This is a genomic window from Paraglaciecola marina (assembly GCF_004360155.1).
Taxonomy (GTDB): domain Bacteria; phylum Pseudomonadota; class Gammaproteobacteria; order Enterobacterales; family Alteromonadaceae; genus Paraglaciecola; species Paraglaciecola marina.
On record NZ_ML178724.1, the window covers coordinates 37895 to 61371 of the forward strand.

The 23477-nt window shown below is 38.2% G+C and carries 22 protein-coding genes and 1 tRNA gene; 6 read left to right on the forward strand and 17 right to left on the reverse strand.

All coding sequences use genetic code 11. The annotated features are described in order from the left end of the window. Positions 1-26: 26 nt before the first annotated feature. From EOK74_RS04350 to EOK74_RS04390, 9 genes are all read right to left on the reverse strand, one after another. A complete protein-coding gene (locus EOK74_RS04350; protein ID WP_133468697.1) occupies positions 27-620 on the reverse strand; it encodes a hypothetical protein in 594 nt (197 codons plus the stop codon). 45 nt (positions 621-665) lie between these two features. After that, a complete protein-coding gene (gene arsB, locus EOK74_RS04355; protein ID WP_133468698.1) occupies positions 666-1700 on the reverse strand; it encodes an ACR3 family arsenite efflux transporter in 1035 nt (344 codons plus the stop codon). 11 nt (positions 1701-1711) lie between these two features. Then, positions 1712-2431, reverse strand: a complete 720-nt coding sequence (gene arsH, locus EOK74_RS04360) for an arsenical resistance protein ArsH (protein WP_133468699.1) — start codon at positions 2429-2431, stop codon at positions 1712-1714. After that, a complete protein-coding gene (locus tag EOK74_RS04365; protein WP_133468700.1) occupies positions 2431-2901 on the reverse strand; it encodes an arsenate reductase ArsC in 471 nt (156 codons plus the stop codon). The genes arsH and EOK74_RS04365 overlap by 1 nt, the downstream gene beginning before the upstream one ends. 20 nt (positions 2902-2921) lie before the next feature. Beyond that, complete coding sequence (locus EOK74_RS04370; protein ID WP_133468701.1) at positions 2922-3257, reverse strand: metalloregulator ArsR/SmtB family transcription factor; 336 nt, start codon at positions 3255-3257, stop codon at positions 2922-2924. A gap of 494 nt (positions 3258-3751) precedes the next feature. Next, the gene (locus EOK74_RS04375; protein WP_133468702.1) at positions 3752-4171 is read right to left on the reverse strand and encodes a hypothetical protein; all 420 of its coding nucleotides are present in this window, start codon (positions 4169-4171) and stop codon (positions 3752-3754) included. Positions 4172-4331: 160 nt separating this feature from the next. After that, complete coding sequence (locus tag EOK74_RS04380) at positions 4332-4859, reverse strand: hypothetical protein (RefSeq protein WP_133468703.1); 528 nt, start codon at positions 4857-4859, stop codon at positions 4332-4334. A 223-nt stretch (positions 4860-5082) separates the two neighbouring features. After that, positions 5083-5535, reverse strand: a complete 453-nt coding sequence (locus EOK74_RS04385) for a hypothetical protein (protein ID WP_133468704.1) — start codon at positions 5533-5535, stop codon at positions 5083-5085. A gap of 115 nt (positions 5536-5650) precedes the next feature. After that, the gene (locus EOK74_RS04390) at positions 5651-6721 is read right to left on the reverse strand and encodes a vWA domain-containing protein (protein WP_133468705.1); all 1071 of its coding nucleotides are present in this window, start codon (positions 6719-6721) and stop codon (positions 5651-5653) included. Between the two features lie 278 nt (positions 6722-6999). Here EOK74_RS04390 and EOK74_RS04395 point away from each other — a divergent pair, with 278 nt between their 5' ends. The 4 genes from EOK74_RS04395 (at position 7000) to EOK74_RS04410 (ending at position 9491) form a co-directional block, all read left to right on the forward strand. After that, positions 7000-7527, forward strand: coding sequence for a M48 family metallopeptidase (locus EOK74_RS04395; RefSeq protein ID WP_133468706.1), 528 nt, complete (start codon positions 7000-7002; stop codon positions 7525-7527). A gap of 3 nt (positions 7528-7530) precedes the next feature. Next, complete coding sequence (locus EOK74_RS04400; RefSeq protein WP_133468707.1) at positions 7531-7884, forward strand: YacL family protein; 354 nt, start codon at positions 7531-7533, stop codon at positions 7882-7884. A gap of 418 nt (positions 7885-8302) precedes the next feature. Beyond that, on the forward strand, positions 8303-8719 hold the full coding sequence (locus tag EOK74_RS04405) for a globin family protein (protein WP_133468708.1): 417 nt from the start codon (positions 8303-8305) through the stop codon (positions 8717-8719). 115 nt (positions 8720-8834) lie between these two features. Further along, positions 8835-9491 carry an OmpW/AlkL family protein gene (locus tag EOK74_RS04410; protein WP_133468709.1) on the forward strand — a complete coding sequence of 219 codons (657 nt, stop codon included), beginning with the start codon at positions 8835-8837 and terminating at the stop codon, positions 9489-9491. Positions 9492-9581: 90 nt separating this feature from the next. Here EOK74_RS04410 and EOK74_RS04415 read toward each other — a convergent pair whose 3' ends face one another. The 7 genes from EOK74_RS04415 to EOK74_RS04445 form a co-directional block, all read right to left on the reverse strand. Further along, complete coding sequence (locus EOK74_RS04415) at positions 9582-10088, reverse strand: hypothetical protein (protein WP_133468710.1); 507 nt, start codon at positions 10086-10088, stop codon at positions 9582-9584. A gap of 114 nt (positions 10089-10202) precedes the next feature. Beyond that, positions 10203-11657 carry a decarboxylating NADP(+)-dependent phosphogluconate dehydrogenase gene (gnd, locus tag EOK74_RS04420; protein WP_133468711.1) on the reverse strand — a complete coding sequence of 485 codons (1455 nt, stop codon included), beginning with the start codon at positions 11655-11657 and terminating at the stop codon, positions 10203-10205. Between the two features lie 686 nt (positions 11658-12343). Continuing rightward, positions 12344-12428: transfer RNA gene (locus tag EOK74_RS04425), tRNA-Leu, on the reverse strand. A gap of 122 nt (positions 12429-12550) precedes the next feature. Next, positions 12551-13489: a sugar kinase gene (locus tag EOK74_RS04430; protein WP_133468712.1), complete on the reverse strand. Its 939-nt coding sequence runs from the start codon at positions 13487-13489 to the stop codon at positions 12551-12553. A gap of 102 nt (positions 13490-13591) precedes the next feature. Further along, entirely contained in the window at positions 13592-14893 is a 1302-nt protein-coding gene (locus EOK74_RS04435; protein WP_133468713.1) for an MFS transporter, read from the reverse strand. 262 nt (positions 14894-15155) lie between these two features. Further along, on the reverse strand, positions 15156-17408 hold the full coding sequence (locus EOK74_RS04440; RefSeq protein WP_133468714.1) for a polysaccharide lyase 6 family protein: 2253 nt from the start codon (positions 17406-17408) through the stop codon (positions 15156-15158). Between the two features lie 140 nt (positions 17409-17548). Then, positions 17549-20620: a TonB-dependent receptor gene (locus tag EOK74_RS04445; RefSeq protein WP_133468715.1), complete on the reverse strand. Its 3072-nt coding sequence runs from the start codon at positions 20618-20620 to the stop codon at positions 17549-17551. A 278-nt stretch (positions 20621-20898) separates the two neighbouring features. Here EOK74_RS04445 and EOK74_RS04450 point away from each other — a divergent pair, with 278 nt between their 5' ends. After that, the gene (locus tag EOK74_RS04450; RefSeq protein WP_133468716.1) at positions 20899-21630 is read left to right on the forward strand and encodes a FadR/GntR family transcriptional regulator; all 732 of its coding nucleotides are present in this window, start codon (positions 20899-20901) and stop codon (positions 21628-21630) included. A 184-nt stretch (positions 21631-21814) separates the two neighbouring features. On the opposite strand, the gene EOK74_RS04455 is transcribed toward EOK74_RS04450, so the two are convergent. Beyond that, positions 21815-22561, reverse strand: a complete 747-nt coding sequence (locus EOK74_RS04455; protein WP_133468717.1) for an SDR family NAD(P)-dependent oxidoreductase — start codon at positions 22559-22561, stop codon at positions 21815-21817. A 381-nt stretch (positions 22562-22942) separates the two neighbouring features. On the opposite strand from EOK74_RS04455, the gene EOK74_RS04460 reads away from it, so the two are divergent. Beyond that, a complete protein-coding gene (locus tag EOK74_RS04460) occupies positions 22943-23458 on the forward strand; it encodes an RDD family protein (protein ID WP_275404659.1) in 516 nt (171 codons plus the stop codon). The last annotated feature ends 19 nt before the right edge of the window (positions 23459-23477 follow it).

Consider the following 23477-nt stretch of genomic DNA (forward strand, 5'->3'; position numbering starts at 1 on the left):
TAATTATAAGCGGCAACTAAGGCCAATTATACGCAGGTGTCAGTTTCTTCAGTGGTGAGCTCTTTGATTAATTCCTGGCTGCCATCTGGGTAAACCTGAATTAGGTTTGTTCCTTTAAGCCCACATAGGTTATTCCAAGCAATCACTACTCTATAACCTTCATCATTTTCTTCAAATGTTTCGGGCACAGAATAATCAACTGCAAGAAGATGATATAACTCAGCTTCTGTATCTATGTCTCCAAAAAAATCCACTAAGTCAGTCATAGACTCAATCACAAAACTTGAGTCATTTAGTAGCGCCACTCCATAAAGAGGGCAATATTCAGGTAAACATTGTGCGTCGTAGCCATTGTTGGTATCTGCGGTATCTAAAAGCGCGACCTGCTCCGTGCTTAAATCAGTATAAATCTCAGCATCAAATTGAATCAGTACTTCATCAGCCTGTTCGTCTTGACCGTATAGATTACCGCGACGTTTTTCCCAATAGATATAACTATCGCTAAGGTTAAAGTCAGCTAATTGGTATTCATCGGCAAAAGCTTGCTTGGGTAAGTCGTCAGAGTCATTACAGCTTAAACATAACAAAGACAAAATGGTAAGGGCTAAATACAGTTTCATTAGATATCCATATAAATGAGATTATTAGATCTTATCCTACCTTAATTAATCAAACCAGTGTCGAGTTTTATTGGCAAAGTACACCAATGACAACATCACTGGTACCTCAACTAACACTCCAACCACAGTGGCCAGCGCTGCACCTGAATGCAAACCAAACAAAGATATTGCCACGGCGACAGCTAACTCAAAAAAATTAGAAGTGCCTATCATACTAGCTGGTGCAGCTACATTGTGGGGCAACTTTAAACGTTTAGCGATAAAATAAGCGATAGCAAAAATACCGTAAGTTTGAATAATTAATGGAATAGCAATTAGCACAATAGTTTGTGGCTGTTCTAAAATACTTTGAGCTTGAAAGCCAAACAACAACACAACGGTTGCAAGTAAACCAATTATCGACCATGGCTTTAGTTTGCCCACAAAATTATCAATGGCCTTAGCACCAGCTTCACTTGAATCTTGATGTTTTTTATCCAATGCAGAGCGTGTCACGGCCCCCGCAATTAAGGGTAATAACACGTATAAAACCACAGATAGCAATAAGGTATTCCATGGCACCTCAATGTCGCTCACACCCAGTAATAACGCAGTAAGCGGAGCAAAAGCAAATACCATAATAATGTCGTTTATTGATACCTGTACTAGAGTGTAGTTGGCGTCACCTTTAGTCATTTGACTCCACACAAATACCATAGCAGTACAAGGAGCTACGCCCAGTAAAATCATGCCTGCTATGTATTCATTAGCTGATTGAGGGTCAACCCAGCCGGCAAAGAAGCCTTTAAAAAATAACCAACCTAAGGCAGCCATAGTAAAAGGCTTAATTAACCAATTGACCACTAATGTTAACGCCAACCCTTTTGGCTTTTTACCTACATCCTTGATTGAAGAGAAGTCGATTTGGATCATCATGGGGTAAACCATTAACCAAATTAGTACGGCAACCACAATATTCACATGGGCATATTCTAGCCCAGCAACCAATTCAAATACTGCAGGAACATAACTACCTAGCACTACACCTGCAACGATACACAAGCCCACCCAAACAGATAGGTAGCGTTCAAATAACCCCATGGTAACTCTCCTTAAATTGACCGCTGATTTACACGTTGACTAAGCTTTTCTGCCGACTCAACTCGCTCCGAATAGCGGTCAACCAGATACTCAGCATTGTCTCGGGTAAGCAGGGTAAACTTCACCAACTCCTCAAGTACATCCACAATACGGTTGTAATAGGAGGATGGCTTCATGCGATCATTATCATCAAACTCCATAAAGGCTTTCGCTACTGAGGATTGATTAGGTATGGTAAGCATACGCATCCAGCGGCCAAGCACGCGCATTTGGTTTACGGCATTAAACGACTGTGAGCCTCCACACACTTGCATCACTGCTAAGGTTTTGCCTTGTGTAGGACGCACTGCACCAACACTCAAAGGCACCCAATCAATTTGGCTTTTTAAAATACCTGTCATAGAACCGTGTCGCTCTGGCGAGCACCACACCTGGCCTTCAGACCACATCATCAGTTCTCTAAGCTCTACCACTTTGGGGTGTGTAGGCTCGTCACCGTCTGGCAATGGCAAACCAGTTGGGTCAAATATTTTTGGTTCTGCCCCCATTTTTTCTAATAAACGGGCTGACTCTTCAACCACTAAACGGCTAAATGAACGTTCACGTAATGAGCCATAAAGTAACAATATTTTAGGCTTATGGCTTGATGAAGAGTTTGCAAACTTGCTGGCTCTAGGTTGGCTAAACCGCGCCTCATCAATACAAGGAAGCAAGGTGTCTTTTATGCTCATTAATTCGCTCCTAAGTTTTCCAAAGCAAGCTTTAATGCTTTCTTATCTTTCACATCGGCATCAATTTTTGCTAGTTGATCAACACGTTTTCTAATTTCAGCAATGGTTGCACGGAATGCATCTGCAAGCTGTTCTTCAGTCCCTTCTAATTTAGATGGGTCTGTTAAGCCCCAATGGACATTTACACTATTACCAAACCATACAGGGCAAGACTCACCAGCAGCAGAGTCACATACCGTCACTACTATATCTGCATCAAAATCTTCAAACTCATCCCATGACTGACTCATTAAGCCTTCAGTCGAAATACCCGCTTCTTGCAAGTATTTAATAGATAAAGGATGCACTTCGCCAACAGGCTGACTACCTGCACTTTTTGCTTCAATTATGCCTTGTGCAAAATGATTAGTAATCGCCTCTGACAAAATGCTGCGACAGCGGTTATGGGTACATATATATAAAATTTTCACTGGGTTTTCCTTAATTGACGTTAACAACAGGAGGGTAAATTTTTACTGATATTCAAATTGTTCAGGCAACTCGATAAATACTCGGTATTACTTTCAGCTGTAGTTTTTAAAACATCTACAGACCACTCGGGCAATGAAGGGTTAAGCCGATAAAACACCCACTTACCTCGCCTTTCATCCTGCAACAGCCCACATTTACGTAACTCAGCGAGATGTCTAGATACTTTAGGCTGGCTCAGTTTAAGGGCGCTAATAAGATCACACACACACAGTTCTGACTGCATAGTGATAAGTAACAAACACTTTAATCTAGTGTCTTCTGACAAACATTTATAAAAGGATACTGGGGTGATCATAATATTCTCCCTCAAAACATATGAAATATCATATATATGATATTTCATATGTCAAAGATTAAAACAGATAAAAACAAGATGGAGCAGGTTGAGGCAGAACAAAGCAGAATGAAACTGCGTACAGCAGACATATCGGAAATTGTCTGGCTGTCTAGATAAAGATCTGTTTTTCAATCGAGAGCGAATGGGATAATTTGACGTCATGGACGGGGGAAAATGAGTTACTCAATTTAATTTTGATCTGCCCCTTTTATATTTTGTGGCTCTAGGTAGTGAAAGGTTTAAGAATGAGCGGACATCACTAACAGGAAGAAGATTATCTGCTTTACCTCCCAGTAGAAAACCTGGCTGGCGTAAAGTTTAATGTATTTAACCTTCTTCTGACCCTAGATACTTATTTTATTTTCACATCCCTACAATATTTACCAACGCAGACTTCAATCACATGTTTATATTGAGTTAAGTGAAACGAGTTTAACTGTGTAACGCTCCATTCATAATCCGAATTCTCTGAACAATAGAAAAAAGCTTTTTCCTCTAACATCACAATTTATAGAAAGGTCTCCACGTAAATTTCCAGCTCTGTCAAATATAAATAGTTGTGAGACATCAGAAACCATCAAAGTCGATATGCCAATTAAATAATGCAAATTTTCAGTCCATTTCATGGCAACTAAACGAGGTGATTTTTGAATTATGCTTTTTGTCTGTCTTTTTAAATCGAGTATTTCTAAGTTAGAGAAAGTCAAAATTTGATGTTTTATTGCGTTATATTTTATCCCATATTCATGTAATGCTAATAAATTCTCTCCTTTGGAGAATACATTCATAGAACCAGAATAAGAGTGGGGCTTTGCAAAAATAGCAGGAATAGATAAAAAGCAAATCATCACAAGTAACGCTTTGATTATCATAAACCGATCCAACCTTCTTTTAAAGTAGATCCGTTGGGCACTTCAGCAAATGGAGTTCTGCTTCTTACTGCCGCAAACGCATGATCTAATTCATGGTTCAAAAGCCTCAATCCTCTCATCTCGACAAAAACTCCTTCAGCTAATTGAAACCCTAATCCATTTATATTGAATTGGATATATTCTTGTTACTTCTAGAATCGATGAATTGAACAGTACTTGATACTTTATTGTCAAAAAAGCCAGTCCATTCCATATACAATTCTTTTGCAAGCTCATTTTTTTCTTCACTACTAAAAAAAACTTTAGCTAGGCTCAATTTATTCTTATCCATGATTGTTATGCTTCTTACATTCCGCCAAGGAATGTAAAGACCAGAATATAACTTGAAGTGTATACCATCGACGTCCATGTATACCTGACAATCGAGTGGCTTATTTTTAAAAATAAAATCTGACATTTCATGATACTCATCTAAAACACTTTCTGAAATTGAAAACGGTTTAATATATGTTTCTAGAGCTAGGCGACGCTTTTGATTTATCCAGCCTAAATAAAGGGTAGGGAAAAACCACCATGAAAAAACTACAAATACAGCCCACCAAATATTATGTTCTTTATAAGCATAATAAATGGAAAACAAAAACAAGCTTAAAATAAGTAAAGCTCTAATAATTTTTAAAATTTTCATAAAACATCATTTTTTAGGTTGGTTAATCGCATAGTCTGACTCGACTGGTCTTTCCGTTGAAAAACTGACTAGGCTTTATGTTCCCCGTTTATCAATATCGGGGGCAGAACAAGGTTGAATAATCCTTAGGCTATACTCGATATTTGGTTAACTCAGAGCTATGGAAATACTATGAGCCGTTTACCTCGTATCTGCCCCCGATGGCGTGTGTATTTATGGCTGATTATTCAATAATCGTTACCGAAGGTAGCTTCAGGCCTATATGCCGCTTTAACTCATCCGCCTGCTCAGAAGCAAAACTGAAATTAGGAAAAATCCCTGGTTTTATGTGATTAAAGGGGAGCGAGCAGTAAGCAATATTGTCTTGAACATCAATAGCGACTCGCTTTACTTTTTCTAAGGGCAGTTTGCTATCACCAATAATTACCAGATTATTTTCTATTCTAAAGTGTTCCACCGGGTTGCTTACCCGGTTATTCATCTCTTCTTGCTTAAAGATAGTCCAATAGAGGGGTAATAAGAATAGGTTTGTTATCCCAGAGAGAACCAATATTGATAGAGACTCATCTGTCAATCCAAGATAGGCTAAATATACAAACATCATTAGCAACCACAAGCTAAAAATTCGGCGTTGCGACGAGGATAGTTTTTTCAAATGTAGAGTGCTCATAGCCATTTATTTGTCCTTCTTTCACAGTTTTTAACACCAGCGCGTTTCAACCATACATACCCCTGAGTGTTTTATTGTTGCAATTAATTTTATGGTTCACATTCTAAGGCTAAGTAATAAACTAGAGGTACTGATGAAATTCTATAATTTGTTTTTCCTTAATGACTTGTCCTTGGTTTTGACTCGTCATCCATAAGGTTACAAATCTATCTTCAAGATCTGTGAATTCGAAATTTATAATCGAACCGTAGTCATCAATGGTACCGTCGTTGTTTACATCCCACTCCCATGACTCAACAGGGTCGAATCCTTCTTTAACAATGACATGACTGACATCGATTGTGATGATGTTTCCAACCGCCATCTCACCTGCAATATTCACATCTGCTCGGAGATTGGCTTCATAATCACTGTACATTTCGTTTGCAATAAAGTGCGTGAAACTATCTATAGCCGCATCTTTTCGTGTATTTCTCTCCTGTTGACTAGGTGTAGAAGGTGGCTTTTTATGGTCTAAACTCCCCCCAATCCCAAATATGTTAGTCATACTCCATACGTTACCGCCTGTGGATAAAGAGAGGCTTATGTAGTCATTATTTTTAATTGGTACAAATGCATTCAACGAGTCCATGCTATTGATAGCACTGCATTTCAACCACGAACGGTCAATACTATACCCAGAAAACACTGAATTAGTTCCAATGACCAGTGGGGAATTACAAAAATTATTAGTTGTTAAAACACTATGAATAATGATGTTTTTTTGAAGCGCCAGCGTAATTAAATTTTCAACTGCAATTTCTTTTACTATGTCTCGCCCTTCATCAGTAAATAAAATGATGTGAGTATCTGTGATTAGTGGGTCTGACAATATTTTCTCTATCGCAATAAGTCCGTCTTCTGTGCCTCCTGCAGATTCAACGGCTTTAATTGAAGAAAAAACATCACCACTATCACCTTCTATCACAAATGCAGTTCGGTTGGTAAATGAGAAAAGGTTAATATTTTCGGTGAGCTTGGGATGTTCAGAACTATGCCGTTTTATTCTTAATATACTTTCAGCAATATCCTCATTGTATCGACTCATGGATCCAGAGGTATCTAAAACAATATTTAATTTGGAGCTTGTTGCAGCACTTATCGTATTCGTTACCAATAAGCCTAATAGCATTGTAGTAAGCCAAGCTTTCATTTGAAATCCTTTATAAAAAATAACAGTTACGCTGAATGATGCTAAACCAACAATTTTGATATTTGTGAGTGTTTAAGATCTCTATTTAATGACCATGTCATTTTCAGCAGATAGCGTCAACATTGCATTACAAGAAATCCTACTGGTGTAATTTTCCAACCTATTTTTATCGCCTGCTAGACGCTGCCTAATGATATAAATCAGCCCCATACCACCTCTGCTCTTATCCCTATAATTCACGTATAATCTAAAATATTTACGCCAACTCCAATACATACATGCCCAACCAATTAACCTATCTAGCTTACTACCCAGAACATTTGCAGCAACAGATCCAGCAATTACTGGATAAAAATAAGCTAGGTGATTGGTTACGCTCACGTTACCCAAATTTACATAATGTGGCTAACGACAATGACTTACGTGACTATGCAATGTCCTTAAAAAATCAATACATGAAAAAGACCCAGCCACTGAGCAAAGTAATTTACGACAGTAAAATTCATATTGTTAATCACGCACTTGGTTTGCATAGCTACGTGTCTAGGGTGCAAGGGGGGAAACTGAAAAGTAAAAATGAATTACGAGTCAGTACTCTATTTCAAAATACTCCCGATGCATTTCTGCAAATGATTGTGGTCCATGAGTTAGCCCATCTTAAAGAAAAACAACATAACAAGGCTTTTTACAAACTGTGTGAACATATGATGCCTGAGTATCATCAAGTTGAATTTGATGTGCGAGTATACTTAACCGAATTAGAGCATAATGGCCAAGTTTTCGTTTCTGTAACAGATAAGAGGTGATTTGTGGAATATCAATTTTCTTATGATTTATTAGGCAAACCCACTGCTAAGTGTGAACTAGATTGTGAGCTATTTGGCGATTGGCTAAGCCTTGACATTGCTAATAACAGTAAACAGATTAAAGAGCTGCTCGATACCATCCAAAAGTTACAATTACATCAATTACAAGATTATGAATACATAGGAAAAACGTTTCATCTGCTATTAGATCCTGAAGAAGTAGAGTTGCAGCTAAACAATGCCAGTCTCGCACCATTAACCAAATTAGACATAGAGTGGCACGAACAAGAATCTGTTGGGTGTGGATTGGTTGACCTACAGCATCTTTTGGAAGCTTGGTTAGACTTTATTACGTAATGATAATTTATTTGATTGCTCGATATTGGTGATATCTATCATTAATATTAGGCCAACTTTGTGCATCGCCGTGTACAAGCAACCACAAAAACATCGTAACCCTTTGTTTTATAATAAATATAAAACTTGGCCTGAAACATGCTAAAGGCATAGTATGAGTAGGTTTGTTTTCTAGGTGTAGGGAACTAGTTAAAGGGTGTACAGACAGATTCTTTAACGGCCAAAAATAAAACAATAATAAAAATAAATAATAAAATCGGCAGAAATTAAACAGACTCAATAGGCAAAGGCGCCTTGACATAGCATTATGTCAAGGCGTCTTTTTTTTTGGAGAAATTTTTAAACATAATTTCTCCAACTTGTGTAAACACATGAGAATTACAGTCGATAAAACTGAGTTAATAAAATAGGGCGCTCGATGAACAAGTATCAAATAACACTGGTACAGGAAAGCTTTTCGAAAATAGTTCCCATATCCAGTCTAGCCGCTAAGCTTTTCTATAATAAGCTGTTCGAACTAAACCCAAAGCTAAAGCCTTTATTCAAACAAGATATAACTGAACAAGGTACCAAGCTCATGAAAATGTTAGGCATAGCAGTAAATAATTTAAATAATCTAGAGATGTTGATCCCCATGGTGTATACACTGGGTGAGCGTCATATTGGTTATGGTGTAAAAGAAGAGCACTACGACACTGTGGGAGAGGCACTAATATGGACCCTTGAGCAAGCTCTTGGCAAAGCCTTTACTCCAGAACTAAAAGACGCTTGGCTAATTGCCTACACTACACTAGCAACCGTTATGATAGAAGCTGCTAATAAAAAGCTAAACTAGAAAACTATTACCTTACATCAAGCGCTTAGTCACTAAAACAAAACCTTGTTTTAGATCAATTTATCTCTTTTAGAGGCGAATAAAATACGCCTATCAACTTAAAAAAGAGATACTCATGAAAAAATCACACATAGCAATTGCACTTACTGGCATTCTTTTTTGCGCAGCTCAACCTGCATATTCATATGAAAAAGGAGATTGGCTCATACGAGCAGGGGCAACTTCAGTCTCACCCCATGATTCTAGCAGTAACGTTAATGTAGCGGGAGCAGACTTGGGCGTAGGTGTAAATGTAGATAGCAATACTCAATTAGGTTTAAATATTTTGTATTTTTACACGCCTAAGTTAGCGTTAGAATTACTGGCTGCAACCCCTTTCAGCCACGATATAGGACTAGATACAGTAGGTGGTCTAGGAAGCACGAAACACCTTCCTCCTACCCTTAGTGTCAATTACTACTTTGCTGATCCAAGCGCTAAGTTTCAGCCATATGCGGGAGTAGGCCTTAACTACACCATATTTTTTGATGAAGACTTTACAGCAGCTAATACAGAAGCTGGCTTTAGTGATTTAGAATTAGATGACTCTGTCGGGTTAGCGGCACAAATTGGATTCGATTACGCTATTGATGACAAATGGTCAATTAATACGTCTGTACGTTGGATAGACATTGATACTGAAGCCACCTTTGACTTAAATGGTGCAACAGGCTCTGTTGATGTAGATATTGACCCATTGGTTTACAGTGTGATGCTTGGCTATCGCTTTTAACCAATAGGCTAGAGTTTTAATGCTAAGTCCCATAGTGTCAAATCACTATGGGATGCCCCCTACAATGATAACAGCGAAATATAGTCAGTACTAAAGCTCATTTTGATGCATCACAATCCAACCATTAATATAAATATTACGGGGTCTTGCCGCTGAATAGATAGTTCCTGTTTGAAAATAATCCGCTATTTTTGAAAAGCTTAACTCTAAGGTCTGCTTACGATAATAATTATCTAACATGGGTTTATCGAATTGAACATGCTTGTCTACAGACACCTTGGTTGAGTGAGCAATACCGCCGACCTTGAACACAATGGAATTTCTTTTTACCTCTAGTACTTTCATAGGTACGTATCTGTGTCGAATATCAGAATCTTTATTCAAAGCGTAATAATCCACTAAAAAGAAATCATTACGCTGGGGTTTTTCTACTATTAATTTTGCAATGTGTGCATCGTGCCAAGAAGATAGAATAAAGCCCAATACTAGCAACAGCACTAAGGTCCACTCAAAATACTCAGCACTTAACTGAAATACTCGCCTTATCAAGCTAAAGCTTGGAAACCTAAAATATCCAGTTTCGTATGTTGTAGTCATTTACTAATTTACTCAATAAACAGTCAAACAGAGTTTAACTGTACTCTTTCTTGGGGCATAAAAAAAGCCCGAGCGCTAAGAGAGCATGGGCTTTAAATTTGTACTTAGTAGAGTTTAGGCGTTATAAGTAGACGAAGATGTATTACCGCCTCGTCCTGTCCAGTTAGTATGGAAGAACTCACCTCTAGGCTTATCTGTGCGCTCATAAGTATGAGCACCAAAGTAGTCACGCTGTGCTTGTAATAAGTTAGCAGGTAAGCGCTCTGTGCGATAACCATCAAAGTAATTAAGTGCTGCAGTTAAGCAAGGAGCTGGTACGCCATTTGTTACTGCACTTATCACAACATTTCTCCAACCTTGTTGCGCATCAACTACTGTATTTTTGAAGTAATCATCTAACAATAAATTGTTAAGCTCTGGATTTTTATCGAAAGCATTTTTTATATCGCCTAAGAATGCAGAACGAATGATACAACCACCACGCCACATCAATGCAATGCCGCCGTAGTTAAGGTTCCAGTTAAACTCTTTAGCGGCTTCACGCATTAAAGTATAACCCTGTGCATAAGATACAATTTTAGCGGCCAGTACAGCTTGACGTAAATCTTCGATAAACGCAGCTTTGTCACCTTCAAATACTTTTTCAGGACCAGAGATAACTTTAGATGCCTCTACTCGCTCTTCTTTAAGTGCAGATATACAACGAGCAAATACAGATTCAGCGATTAGTGTAAGAGGCACACCTAAATCAAGTGCTACAACACCAGTCCATTTCCCAGTACCTTTTTGACCAGCTGTATCAAGAATACTCTCAACAAGAGGGCTACCGTCTTCGTCTTTATAGGCCAAGATGTCACGGGTAATTTCAACTAGATAACTGTCTAATTCTGTAGTGTTCCACTCTTTGAATACTTCATGCATTTCATCGGCAGACATGCCAAGTACTTCTTTCATGATTTGATAAGCTTCACACAATAATTGCATATCGCCATATTCAATACCGTTATGTACCATCTTAACGAAGTGACCAGCGCCATTTTCACCCACATAATCACAACAAGGTGAGCCGTCTTCAACCTTGGCTGAGATATCTTGGAAGATAGGCTTAACCGCTTGCCATGCTTCAGCAGAACCGCCAGGCATAATTGAAGGCCCTTTAAGTGCGCCTTCTTCACCACCAGAAACCCCTGCACCAACAAAGTTAATACCTTTTTCTGCACAGTATTTCTCACGACGAATAGTATCTGGGAAATGGGTATTACCACCGTCAATAATGATATCGCCTTTGTCCAATAAAGGCAGAAGCTGTTCAATAGTGGCATCTACTGGCGCACCAGATTTCACCATAATCATAATCTTACGAGGAGTAGCAAGGGATTGAACAAGCTCCTCTACCGAGTAAGCTCCGCGTATGGTTTCGCCTTTAGCACGACCATTAATAAAGTTCTCAACCTTATCCGTTGAACGATTATAAGCAGTAACGGTATAACCTTTACTGGCCATATTGAGAATGAGGTTTTCCCCCATAACAGCTAGGCCAATTAGGCCGATATCAGACAGAGTTTTCATAGAATTCCAATTTTTATTTTAAGTTAAAAAAAGTGTGCGCTTGCTGACCAATGACAATATAAAGTTAACAAACTAAATTCAAAGGTGTAGGGCCAATTGAACTCAACACAATATAACTGTGATATTTTAACCACTAACCACAAATTTAGCACTTCAATTGTGCATAAATAAATAATGCATTGATATAAGACATATTCTTAAAAATCAAGAAGGCAAGTAATGCCTCATTGACTACTTTTATTCTGTCTAAATGTAGTTTTAACACTTCACTTAACACTATTATTTTCAGCCATAAAGGCAGTTAAAAGAATATGAAAGAGGCACGGTACTTGGCCACGTTACCGCCTATGACAGAGCAGTTTAAAAAGACATTAAGATTAGTTGGCGAGTATTAGCAACATGTATCTAACATAATTAAAAACCTGTAAATTCAGACACAGAAAGCTAACTTAAGTTAACGTTAATCTATCTCATTACAGGGTTGGTACCAATAAATAAAACCAGTGCGTTTAGGAACAGTGCTCCGACTGGTTTTATGGTTTGCCAAGGATGGCAAAGCTGGGTGCATATCATCAGGAATGTGTGATTGACTTGCCTTAAAGCGTTTTAAATTTAGCAAATCTCAGACATAAAAAAAGCCAACTTAAGCTGACTTCTTTTTCGCTTCTATTCTTATCAAATAGAAGTGGTACCAGTGGGCGGACTCGAACCGCCACGCATTGCTGCAACGGATTTTGAATCCGTCATGTCTACCAATTCCATCACACTGGCATATCGATTTCTCAACAACCGATCAATCTAGTTTTCGAGAGGCAGGCATTATAGCTATCACTTATTTTCATGCAAGGTTTTTGTGTCATTTACATGTCATGTGATGTTTTTTTGAACGCCTATTAAATATCAGTAAACTTGCTTCTCATAAACTCAATAAAATCGGCTTTAGGTGCAATAGCGCCTGGATGCTGAATAACACATGCAGCAGCGGCAGAAGCGATTTTTGCAGAATACTCTGTTGAATGGCCGTTTAGCCTTGCACCGATATATCCTCCATTAAAAGAGTCACCCGCTGACGTTGTATCCACGACATTTTCAACAGGCTTAATTTTCAGCTCTGATAATTTGCCATCGAGCTGGATAAACAAGCTTTCAGGACCGTTTTTAATCACTAATTCAGCAATATTATATGGCTGACAAAAATCTACAACTTGCTCTACTGTGGTTAGACCGTATAGCTGTTCAAAATCGTCAATACCTGGCAATAACATATCGCTTAAAGCGAAGGCTTTTTCAAAGGCCTGTTTTGCCTCATCAGCACCTCTCCATAAACGCGCGCGATAATTAGGATCAAAAATAATCTTAACACCGGAGATACTAAGCGTATTTAACATTTCCCAAAATGCTGTGCGATAAGCAGGCTCTATTACTGCAAGACTAATTCCAGAAAAGAAAAACACATCCGACTCAGTTAAAGAACTTAACACCTTGTCGTCAACAAATTTCATAACTTGGCGGGCAGCAGAGCTGTCTCGCCAATATAAAAATGAACGCTCACCTTGGTCGTCTGTTTGAACTAAATAAATCCCTGGTGTTTTCACTTCATCCGCAAACACCAAATCATTATTCAATCCTTCACCGGCGAACTTATCTGTCATTTGTTGGCTAATAAGATCTTTACCTAATGCAGTCATAAAACTAACGTCTTGGGTGCTAAACAAACGCTTAAGATAAACAGCTGTATTATAGGCATCTCCCGCAAAGGATTGACGCATAACTTCAGGTTCACTCTGCTTAAGCTCAAGCATACACTCACCAAATAAAACTACTTTTTGCATGTTAAACCTTGGATTTTGTCCATTTATAAAGAAATTACAGCTCTTAATTTGAACTCTTCTTTCTTCAATTAAAGCTTACCTTAGAGGCAAGCTAGTTATTAATTATTTATTACTTTTTAATGGCTCTATTTTAGGGCAAAGGAACAAAATACTTGCCATAACAATAAAAGCTAGTACAGCACCAAGTATGAAAACATTTTGGTAATTTGCGCCAGCAGTCAAAAATGGCACAGTAGCTGTTAAACCTGCTGCTGAGAATTTAGCAGCCATACCAGCAAAACCAGATAATGAACCCACGCTGTCTTTACCTAACATATCACTTGGTAATGTTTGAATACTGCCAATTGACGTTTGGAAGCCAAATAAGATCGCAGCCATAATGAGTACAGCAGTATTGGCACCACCAGGATTAGCTAGCAATAACAATGAAGGCAGCATAATTAAACAACCAAGTACAATCACAGTCTTACGTGTCTTGTTAACGCTCCAACCTGCTTTAATTCGGTTTTGAGATAAAAGACCACCAAACCAAGCACCTAACATTGCACCTACATAAGGAACCCAACCAATAATTGCGAGTCCTTTAACATCCATATTGTAAACTTCTACCAAGTAAGTAGGTATCCAAACGATAAACAACCACCAGATAGGGTCAATTGCAGCTGTCGCAATAATTACGCCCCAGCTTTCCTTACGCTTCAACATTTCGCCGTAAGTAGGTACGTACTCATCTAGCTTAACTTCGCCTGTTTCAGTGCTTACCGCTTTTTGACCAGATAATATGTATTCACGCTCTTCATCTGTGATCCAAGGGTGCTTAATTGGCGGAGCTTTGACTAAGACTAACCATGGAACTAACCATAAAAGCCCTATTAAGCCAATTAATACAAAAATAATTTTCCAACTTAAAAATGTTGCTAAATACGCAATTAGTGGAACTGAAATAATACCGCCTATTGCAGCGCCCGAATTAAAGATACCTTGTGCCAGTGCACGCTCTTTACTTGGGAACCATTCTGCATTAGCTTTAGCAGCCCCAGGCCAGTTACCTGCTTCGGATATACCTAGGAGTGCTCGAAAAATACTAAAGGTCAATACGCCTTGAGCAAATGCATGTAATGCTGTTGCCAAAGACCAAACACCTATGGATAAAACAAAACCTAATCGGGTGCCAATCCAGTCGAAAATCTTACCGAATAAGGCCTGACCGATTGCATATGAGAATAAAAAGACCACACTTACCGTACCTAAAACTTGTTTAAGCTCATCTGCGCTTTTTTCTGGATAAATATCACTACCCATGTATGGCCATAAAACGCTAAGTGCTTGGCGATCGATATAATTGATAACTGTTGCTAGTGCGATTAAAGCAATAACCCACCAACGCAAATTTTTCATTTTCATATTTTTATACTCTTTTTTGGGCTCTAAATGACTAACTAAAGTTTTTATTTAACAGACTCTATTCTAACTTCTTAAAGCGGTACGAATATTTTTTAATAAGGGTTCTAGATTATCGCAAAACCCTAACTTTATGTAACTTATTTGCCGCCATAAGAAATAGTGATTAAATCTGATAAGCGAATTCCACTATTGTTTTCTTGAATATTAAAAAACTAAAAACCTTTCAAAGATTCAATCATGAATGCAATAGTGGCCGTTTCTCCTATTTCACTTCATTATTTTTCAATATTGCTGTGTGTGGCCCATTACTTCTGAGCTCCACAATCTTTGGTGATAATGTCTCAATAAAACTATTACCAGTAATTTCAGTAACTGGTTCTCCAACCGTATGTTCAATATTGACGGAAGCAGAGTTCATAAGCTTATTATTTGCAATATGCGTAACCTGTGAACCGTGCAGGATTACAGATGCAAATGACTTGTTACGACTTCCTTTACCTACGTTTTCTATAACGTTAGCTTCCATCAAAAAGTGAGGACCGAATGTACTTTCATCAGTGCCACCTCGGTAAACCTTAGCAATAGCACCTTCTACATTTTCAACAGTATTATTATTGAAATAAATATATTCAGCGTTGTAAATGCCTAAATCATCAGTTTCTTTATTTAATCGTAAAATATCGCCACTGATATTTTTAAAAGTACTATTTGTGAACTTGATTTCATCAGCAAAACTTCTATTACCTGCATCAAACACATGAAATGAGTGATTAACATCTAAATTTTTAATACTAGAGTCATGAATTTCAAGACGGTAATTACGCTGCATGGGTGTTCTTGAAGTACGAATTAATGTATTTCCAGCAGAGTCTGGCGCTTGTTTACCATCAATAATAAGATCAACTAACTTCAAACTGCCATAATCATTAATATCTACAAAGGTTGAGCGCCCAGGGTATAAATAGGCTTGACCTTTATTTGCAGCCTTGATCGTGATTGTTTTTGTTAGTTTGATAACCTTAGAAATGCTGTAATCACCATCTTCTAACATTAAAATATCACCAGAAGAGGCGTTACTTATTGCATTAAATAGGGCGTTTTCAGCAGGTTTAACTTTTAATATTCGTCCTGAATCAAAGGCTACTTCGGGCTCGTTTTTTGGATAATAACTAGCCCCAACTGTATCTTTTTGAACTAAAACTAAATCTTTAGAAGCACCAATATTTTTAAGTTGTTCACTGACTGGATATAGCAGTCCATTTTCAGCTCTTTTCATTTCAATAGAAGTTGGTACAAATCCATTAATGATAGTCGGAGTAGTATTTTTAGTAACTATATTGTTCTCAAAGTGAATTCCGCTTATATCATCAAAAATTGAAATACCATCAAGATTATCTTTATTAACCACAAGGTTATTTTGGAACTTACTATTAATTGGAGCTGCACTGCGCTCTGCATCGCTGCCTGCTGCTAAATGAATATGGTCAACGTCAACTAAGGTATTGTTTTCAATTAGCGCATTGTCGACCTGGTGATAGCGATTAATTTTTGAGTTAGGAACGCCATTCATAATAGTAAAACCACTACCAAAACGATAACCTGTTAAACCTTCCATATAATTATTACGAATTATTTGGTCTCGGTTAATTACGCGGATACCACCAGTATGGTCAACACCATTTCCGAGAAACACGTTGCCTTCAACCAAGTTACCATTACCATGACGTAAAGTTAGGGTTCCCTTAGATTCAAAAAATAGGTTATTTAAAATTTTATTTTTGCCAGATTTATTAGAGATAATTTCTACTTCACCATTACAACGGTCGAAAAAATTGTTTTCTATCGTGGTAAATGAATTAGTAAGCGAATAGTGGCTAGTACCTATCCGTAAAGTTTCACCACCATTCGAGCCTAAAACGGGGCGAGGGCCAAAATAATTGTTGTCGATGCGATGATAATTTTCTTGGCTTTCTTCGGTATTTAAGCGCACAGCCATAGTAACACCGGCATTCTTTTTGCCTACCAAGTTGCTATGGTCAAAGCGGTTATACTTGCCATACATTACAACCCACTTGTCTTGCTCAAACTTTTCAGGGTTACTGAAATTATCCACAACGACTTGAGTTACTCTACTATGATATGCCAAGTTATCTTTATCTTGTCTAAAGGAAATTACTTCACCGGTGGGCGTATAACCATCTTTGAATACTAGCCCTGACACAACTAAATATTCGCCAGCCAACCTTAAGTTTGAAAGGCCAGACAAAAATACTTTTCCAGGGGTTTCAGCTTTTAGTCTTATGGGCGCTTGCTCTGTACCTTTGGCTTTAAATAAAATTTCAAAGTCTGACCAGGTGCCGTTCGCTAAAATAACTTCATCACCGGGCCGCAATTTTTCAGAGGCCTGTTGATATTCAGTCGGAGTTTTTACTAAATATTCTTTAGCAAATGTGTCTTGGCTAAATAAAACCACAGCCATATAGGTAAAAACAATTAAGGAAAAACAACGTGTCATAAAGGAGTGCTCTTATCTCTATTATTTAGCTTGTTATAAAAGGTTAAAAAAAAAGCTCTCTATACTAAACATTACAGAGAGCTCAATATGTATATCAATATGTAAGGCTGAACAAAAATCAAGTTCAGCCCCGTCTCATATTAATGTTTGTATGTCACACCAGCATAAATACGCGGTCCATACACGTTAACTTCTGAGAAGTTATCAGGTGTTGGGTTAAACTGTCGCTTTGTCTCGTTAAACAAATTAATCGCTTCAACAGAGAATTTAAGATTGTCATTTAGCTTGTAGCTAACACGAGCTTCATACTGACCTTTATCACCTACATATCTCAAGTTTCCGGGAGTAGATACATACTGTTGGAAATATTCGCTTCTGTATTTGTATATCAACTGAGCATTAAAACCACCGTCTTGATAATACATTTGAGCAGACGCTACATTCTCTGAAAACCCGAAAATTTCAGCAGCCGGAACAATACCCACTCTTTCAGTGATAGACCCATCAGCATTAATAACATTAGATGCACCAAAGTTTGCGTCTTCTACCTCAAAGTCAGAATCTGCCCAGTTGTAACTTATCTTCACCCCCATATTACTTAGTACACTTGGCAAGTATGTAAATGCATGGGTAGCAGTCATCTCTAAACCGTAAATGGTACTGGTGTCTTCAGTGGTTTGTTGCGTTGTTACTATAGTTTCTAGGTCTTCACCGTCCACGTTAAATGTTTCAGTAACAGACGTATTTTCGAACCCACCTTCAAAGCTCTTATAGTAACCACCTAATGCTAAAACAGTATCTTCATTAGGGTACCATTCGATTGCTAAGTCAGCATTCCATGATGTGAAGGGCTTTAAGTCAGGATTACCATTTGCAGTAGCAGTACCGATAGCTGCGCTGATATCTTCCGCTTCCTCACCATCTTCAGTTAAACCAGTAAATGCGCGTCCATAGCCTAGGTCTGACGGAGATGGTCTTGATAATGCTCGATAAACCGCACCACGAAGTAATATGTCGTCACTTATGTCTACGACTGCATTAAAGCTTGGTAAAATTTCTGAGTAACTGCCTCCGCCTGTAACTTCAACCAATTCACCGGAAACTTCACTAACTGTGATGGCTCCTTCAGAATTTATGCTCGACTCTAAGGGCCCCCTTAAACCTACAGAAGTAACATCAGTTGTAATATATCGAACACCAAAGTTACCACGTACTGAATAGTCACCAATTAGGGTGTCGTAATCAGCTTGTAAGTAAACTGCGAGTGTTTCTTCATCTACATCCACATTAGCCACTGTATCTCTTGGCTCAGGAATAACTGGAGCTGAACCAATCACAGCTGTCGCTAAACATAGAGGGTCAAAGGTAGCAAATGCATTACCTGTTCCCTGCGATATAACTGCACCACTATCGTCAACGTTAGTGATGAGATCTTGTCCGCCGGTAACAGAAGATAAAAACCCACTTTCAGGGAATTTTGAATTTTGGCAGGCTGCTACAGCCTCCGCAATTTGAGCATCATCATCATTTGTGAATTCATCTCGAGACCTAGGGTTACTATCAAACTCTAATTTTGAGAAGCGAAGGCCACCTTTAATTTGGCTAATCACATCACTGTCTGCTAAATATTGAAAATCAGTTCTAAACGCGCTTACTGTATTATTTCTGAACTGGTTTAAATCTACTCGAGTACGGGCTGCGTCAGCAAAATTATTTGGATTAGTTACATCAAAATTTCTAACTTGCATAATCGGAATAAGAGAGCCATTTTGGCCAATTTCGATGGAGGTATTGATGTATCCGCCATCCTCTGCACCCACTACCGCATTACCAAGAGTATCTGTTGGTTCTGATTGTAAGCGAGTATGATAAAGACTCTCGCGACGCTCCGTTTCTGATACAGAAAGATCAGCTGAGATTGACAACACATCACTGACGTCATAAATAAATGAAACACCCCCACCCTTATATTCCTCTAAGCGCTCTAAATAGGTACTAAGTGTTTCAATTCGTTGAAAATTAGTCCCAGATATTAACGCCCCAGAATCAGATATCACTAAGTCAGTATCAAATTGACCATCACGAACAACGGTTGGGTCATCAAGTCTTTTACTATTAGCAAATACCAAATCGTTTCTTGTTTCTTTAAATAAACGCTCTGATACTTCTACATCCACATTCATTTCAAACTTTTCTGTTGGTCTCCATTGCACAGCAGCAAAGTAAGACTCTCTATCATCATCTGTAATATTTTGACGATATGAGTATGAGCTTGGTGCGAAGACATAAGGCACGCCATCATCGATAGGTAGGCCCGTATCAGGATCGATATTGTAATTAACACCGCCATCACCATTATCATTTAAGCCACTATCATCATCATCACAATCATCACCAGTGGTGCTATAAATCCCATAAGGTGTGTTTGGATCAAGTCGACAATCAGCAAAACCACTAGTTGAGCGGGCTTCTTGCTCTGGATTACTTTTTACATCTTTCTGTACACCAATTGAAAATCCGATTTCACCCAACTTATCTGTTTCGTATTGATCAACAAAACTGGCAGTAAGACGAGTACCAAAATCTCGAGCACTGTCGTTTATATCAGCTTCGTCTGGATTCCAGTTACCTTTTACTTGAGCCTGAAAACGGCGCTTACCATAATCTAACGGTTTAACAGTTTCTAATGAGATTTGACCAGCTACTCCACCTTCAATAAGGCTCGCTTCTTGAGTCTTGTAAATTGCTATTTTATTAAATAGTTCTGAAGGGAACTGTGAAAAGTTTACTGAGCGGTCACCACTACCATTAGCAGCTTCACGGCCATTAAAAACAGTACTACCTAAAAATGGACCTAAACCACGAATTGAAATTTCTGTAGCACCACCTTGCTCTGTATGAGAAGCAGCACCTGTCAAAGTCTCTAAGGCTTCACCAATAGATAAGGCAGGTAAGTCACCGATGTCCTCTGAGGATAAACCATCAACAATACTGGTTGACAATTTTTTGATATTATTTGAGCTTTGAATCGTGCCACGGATGCCTTTAACTTGAATAACTTCTAAGTCCTCTTCCGGGGCTTCTGGTGTTTCTTGAGAAGTGGCTGGAAAGGTAACCATGCACATTAGTGCAGTTGCACAAAGACTTTTGGCAAGAACGCTATTTCTATTTGTTGCTAGAAATGCGCTACTAATCTTATTTAGTTTTATCATTTGTGAGATCTCATTTTGCGTTTTGTGTACAGACCAAGGCAATGTAACTAATTGTTAAATACAATGTCAAACAAATATTAACCAATTTTACATTTTAATTATTACCAATATCGATTTCATTGGTAATACCAATGCGAGTTAATAAAATGTTACCAATTTGGTTTTATCTTAACATCGTGTTATAAAGTGATAGCGTATACCTGTGTACGACAGTAACAATTAACGATAAACTACGCGTAAGTTATTAATAGTACCTTTCGTAGCATGAGGAACGGAGAATGAAGAACCGGCGGTTATTTTGGAATATTGTCGATAAGATAGAATTGTTAATCGATTCGGGGCAATATCCAGCCGGCAGCAGGCTGCCCCCAGAACGAGAACTAGCCGAAAACTTTGAGGTTAGCAGACCTACTATTAGGGAAGCTATCATAGCCCTTGAAGTACTAGAACGAGTTGAAGTAAAAACTGGTTCAGGGGTTTACGTTCTTGAAAATACAACCAAACAAGCAGTGCAACATAATGTCAGCGCATTCGAATTAACCCAAGCTAGAGCCTTAGTTGAAGGTGAAGCAGCGGCATTGGCTGCAACCACTATTTCAGAAGAAGAGTTAGTTAATTTAAACCGAACTTTGATAGAAATGGAGCAAGGCGTAGACCCTGAAGCCGCAGATAAAGAATTTCATATCATTATATCTACAGCCACCAGAAATAAGGCGATCTTGCTTGCAGTTAACAACCTCTGGAATATGCGTGAAAGCAGCCCCTCTGTAAAGCTAGCTTATAAAGGAGTGTGTAGCCAAAGTGATAGTAAAAGATTAGAAGAACATAGAGCTATATACACTGCACTAGAGAACCGTGATGCACAGGCAGCTAGAGCAGCAATGCATTTGCACTTCAACCGGCTCATAAACGCCTTATTTGAAGCAAGCGAAGCAAAGGCCTTAGAAGAAGTAAGAAAACAAACTAGTGAAACCCGTGATTTATATTCGTTGAATCATCTAGTGTCCTAAGATAACTCCAAACTCGGTAGCCCTTAAAGTTACCTACCGAGACTATCCCCTGTAGTCCGATTCCAGTAATAAATACACCTAATAACTATGCTCTTTAATTTTAGAATTAAAAAAGGCCATATATAATATGGCCTTGCAGGGTACAGTAGCTTGATATTCTACTTTTATTATTAATTTTTTTCTCTTAAGAGAAAAGCATACCGCCATTAATGTCGATATTGTTACCAGTCATATAAGATGACTCGTCAGAAGCTAAGAAGCCAACTAATTTAGCTACTTCTTCAGATGTACCTTCTCTCTTAGCACAGGTATTACCTGCAACCATTGTACGTACGTTATCAGGAGTAAACGTATCGTGGAAACCTGTGCTGATCATACCAGGACATACGCCATTCACACGAACATCAGGACCTAATTCTTTAGCAAGACCACGAGTGAAAGTCATAACAGAACCTTTAGAACTAGCGTAAGCTACAGCACCACCGCCGCCTCCGTCACGACCAGCTTGAGAAGCTAGTGTTACAATAGAGCTACCCGCTGCTAAATGAGGGATACAAGCTTTAGACATCATGAACAATGACGTCATGTTTAAGTCCATCACGTTGTTCCAATGCTCAATGCTCATGTCTGCAATTTTGATACGCGCTAATAAACCGCCAGATACGTGAACAAGACAATCAATTTTACCAAAAGTATCTAAAGTTGCTTTAACGGTAGCATCAACACTTTCTTGATTTGTTAAGTCAGCTTGAAGAGCTAGAGCTTTACAGCCAAGTGCTTCAATTTCTGCAACAGCACTTTCTGCTGTAGTTTTACTTGAATGGTAAGTAATTACCACGTTTGCACCACGTTGTGCTAATTCGATTGCACAGGCACGACCGATATCTCTACCACCACCAGCAACAATTGCTACTTTGCCTTTCATTGTCATAATGTTCTCCACTGAATCTTCACTAGATAAAATTTTTATTAAACCATAACTGGAAGCCATTAGACATGTTATGCAGCCCCATGAAGAAAAAAGACCAGTTAGGTTCCAGTCATAAACGTAACCAATACCACTAATAATGTCAACCAATTATTATCATTGGTCATACCAATAATATTTTTGCACCCACCACTTGTTACAAGTTTGTTATAAAAAACAGTAGTGTAGCCTATAGCATAACAAAACTTTTTGACTTATGGAGTACAGATGTTAATTAATTGATTGTTACCAATATTGGTAATAACCAAATATTCCTTTAAACGTATAATTAAAATTTTTTACTGATAAACTAGCAATAAGTTTAGGAAAAAATATTTAATACTTGTGATAAACGATACCAAACAAACTTTACGGGCGGGGTTTTTCCGCCGCTTAGCAGCCATGATTTATGACCTCTTGGTGGCTGTAGCAATAGGGATGTGTGCAGGCCTAATTATGCTAATTTGCTTTTTAGTATTATTTGAATCAAACATAATTAACAAAGGTGGCCATGAACACTTTATGGATCTCATGCAAGCTTCTGTAATTTACCCAGTGATATTACAAGCCTGGGTGGCTTTTTGGGTCGTAATATTTTTTCTGTGGTTTTGGCGAAATGGTGGACAAACTATTGGTATGCGAGCTTGGCGACTCAGATTGTTTAGTACCAATGACAAACCTTTTGGCTATGGTAGGGCTTTGTTAAGATTAATATGCTCTTTAGGTGGATTAGGTACTTTACTAGTATTATTTGATGTGAAATCTAAATTATCGTTACAAGACAGGTTAACGAATACCGAGATACTCGTTTTAAGTAAAGATGCTAACCATCATGCCTCATGGAAAAATATTCAAGAATAGCAAACTACATAGACCAGCA

What these genes read in the sequence shown, in the direction of transcription:
- gnd (WP_133468711.1), bottom strand. Translation starts at nt 11,657, where the DNA reads ATGAAAACTCTGTCTGATATCGGCCTAATTGGCCTAGCTGTTATGGGG.
- EOK74_RS04435 (WP_133468713.1), bottom strand. Translation starts at nt 14,893, where the DNA reads ATGAAAATGAAAAATTTGCGTTGGTGGGTTATTGCTTTAATCGCACTA.
- EOK74_RS04455 (WP_133468717.1), bottom strand. Translation starts at nt 22,561, where the DNA reads ATGACAATGAAAGGCAAAGTAGCAATTGTTGCTGGTGGTGGTAGAGAT.
- EOK74_RS04385 (WP_133468704.1), bottom strand. Translation starts at nt 5,535, where the DNA reads ATGGCTATGAGCACTCTACATTTGAAAAAACTATCCTCGTCGCAACGC.
- EOK74_RS04380 (WP_133468703.1), bottom strand. Translation starts at nt 4,859, where the DNA reads ATGAAAATTTTAAAAATTATTAGAGCTTTACTTATTTTAAGCTTGTTT.
- arsH (WP_133468699.1), bottom strand. Translation starts at nt 2,431, where the DNA reads ATGAGCATAAAAGACACCTTGCTTCCTTGTATTGATGAGGCGCGGTTT.
- EOK74_RS04450 (WP_133468716.1), top strand. Translation starts at nt 20,899, where the DNA reads ATGAAGAACCGGCGGTTATTTTGGAATATTGTCGATAAGATAGAATTG.
- EOK74_RS04390 (WP_133468705.1), bottom strand. Translation starts at nt 6,721, where the DNA reads ATGAAAGCTTGGCTTACTACAATGCTATTAGGCTTATTGGTAACGAAT.
- EOK74_RS04430 (WP_133468712.1), bottom strand. Translation starts at nt 13,489, where the DNA reads ATGCAAAAAGTAGTTTTATTTGGTGAGTGTATGCTTGAGCTTAAGCAG.
- EOK74_RS04370 (WP_133468701.1), bottom strand. Translation starts at nt 3,257, where the DNA reads ATGATCACCCCAGTATCCTTTTATAAATGTTTGTCAGAAGACACTAGA.
- EOK74_RS04440 (WP_133468714.1), bottom strand. Translation starts at nt 17,408, where the DNA reads ATGACACGTTGTTTTTCCTTAATTGTTTTTACCTATATGGCTGTGGTT.
- EOK74_RS04445 (WP_133468715.1), bottom strand. Translation starts at nt 20,620, where the DNA reads ATGATAAAACTAAATAAGATTAGTAGCGCATTTCTAGCAACAAATAGA.
- EOK74_RS04410 (WP_133468709.1), top strand. Translation starts at nt 8,835, where the DNA reads ATGAAAAAATCACACATAGCAATTGCACTTACTGGCATTCTTTTTTGC.
- arsB (WP_133468698.1), bottom strand. Translation starts at nt 1,700, where the DNA reads ATGGGGTTATTTGAACGCTACCTATCTGTTTGGGTGGGCTTGTGTATC.
- EOK74_RS04350 (WP_133468697.1), bottom strand. Translation starts at nt 620, where the DNA reads ATGAAACTGTATTTAGCCCTTACCATTTTGTCTTTGTTATGTTTAAGC.
- EOK74_RS04415 (WP_133468710.1), bottom strand. Translation starts at nt 10,088, where the DNA reads ATGACTACAACATACGAAACTGGATATTTTAGGTTTCCAAGCTTTAGC.
- EOK74_RS04405 (WP_133468708.1), top strand. Translation starts at nt 8,303, where the DNA reads ATGAACAAGTATCAAATAACACTGGTACAGGAAAGCTTTTCGAAAATA.
- EOK74_RS04395 (WP_133468706.1), top strand. Translation starts at nt 7,000, where the DNA reads ATGCCCAACCAATTAACCTATCTAGCTTACTACCCAGAACATTTGCAG.
- EOK74_RS04375 (WP_133468702.1), bottom strand. Translation starts at nt 4,171, where the DNA reads ATGATAATCAAAGCGTTACTTGTGATGATTTGCTTTTTATCTATTCCT.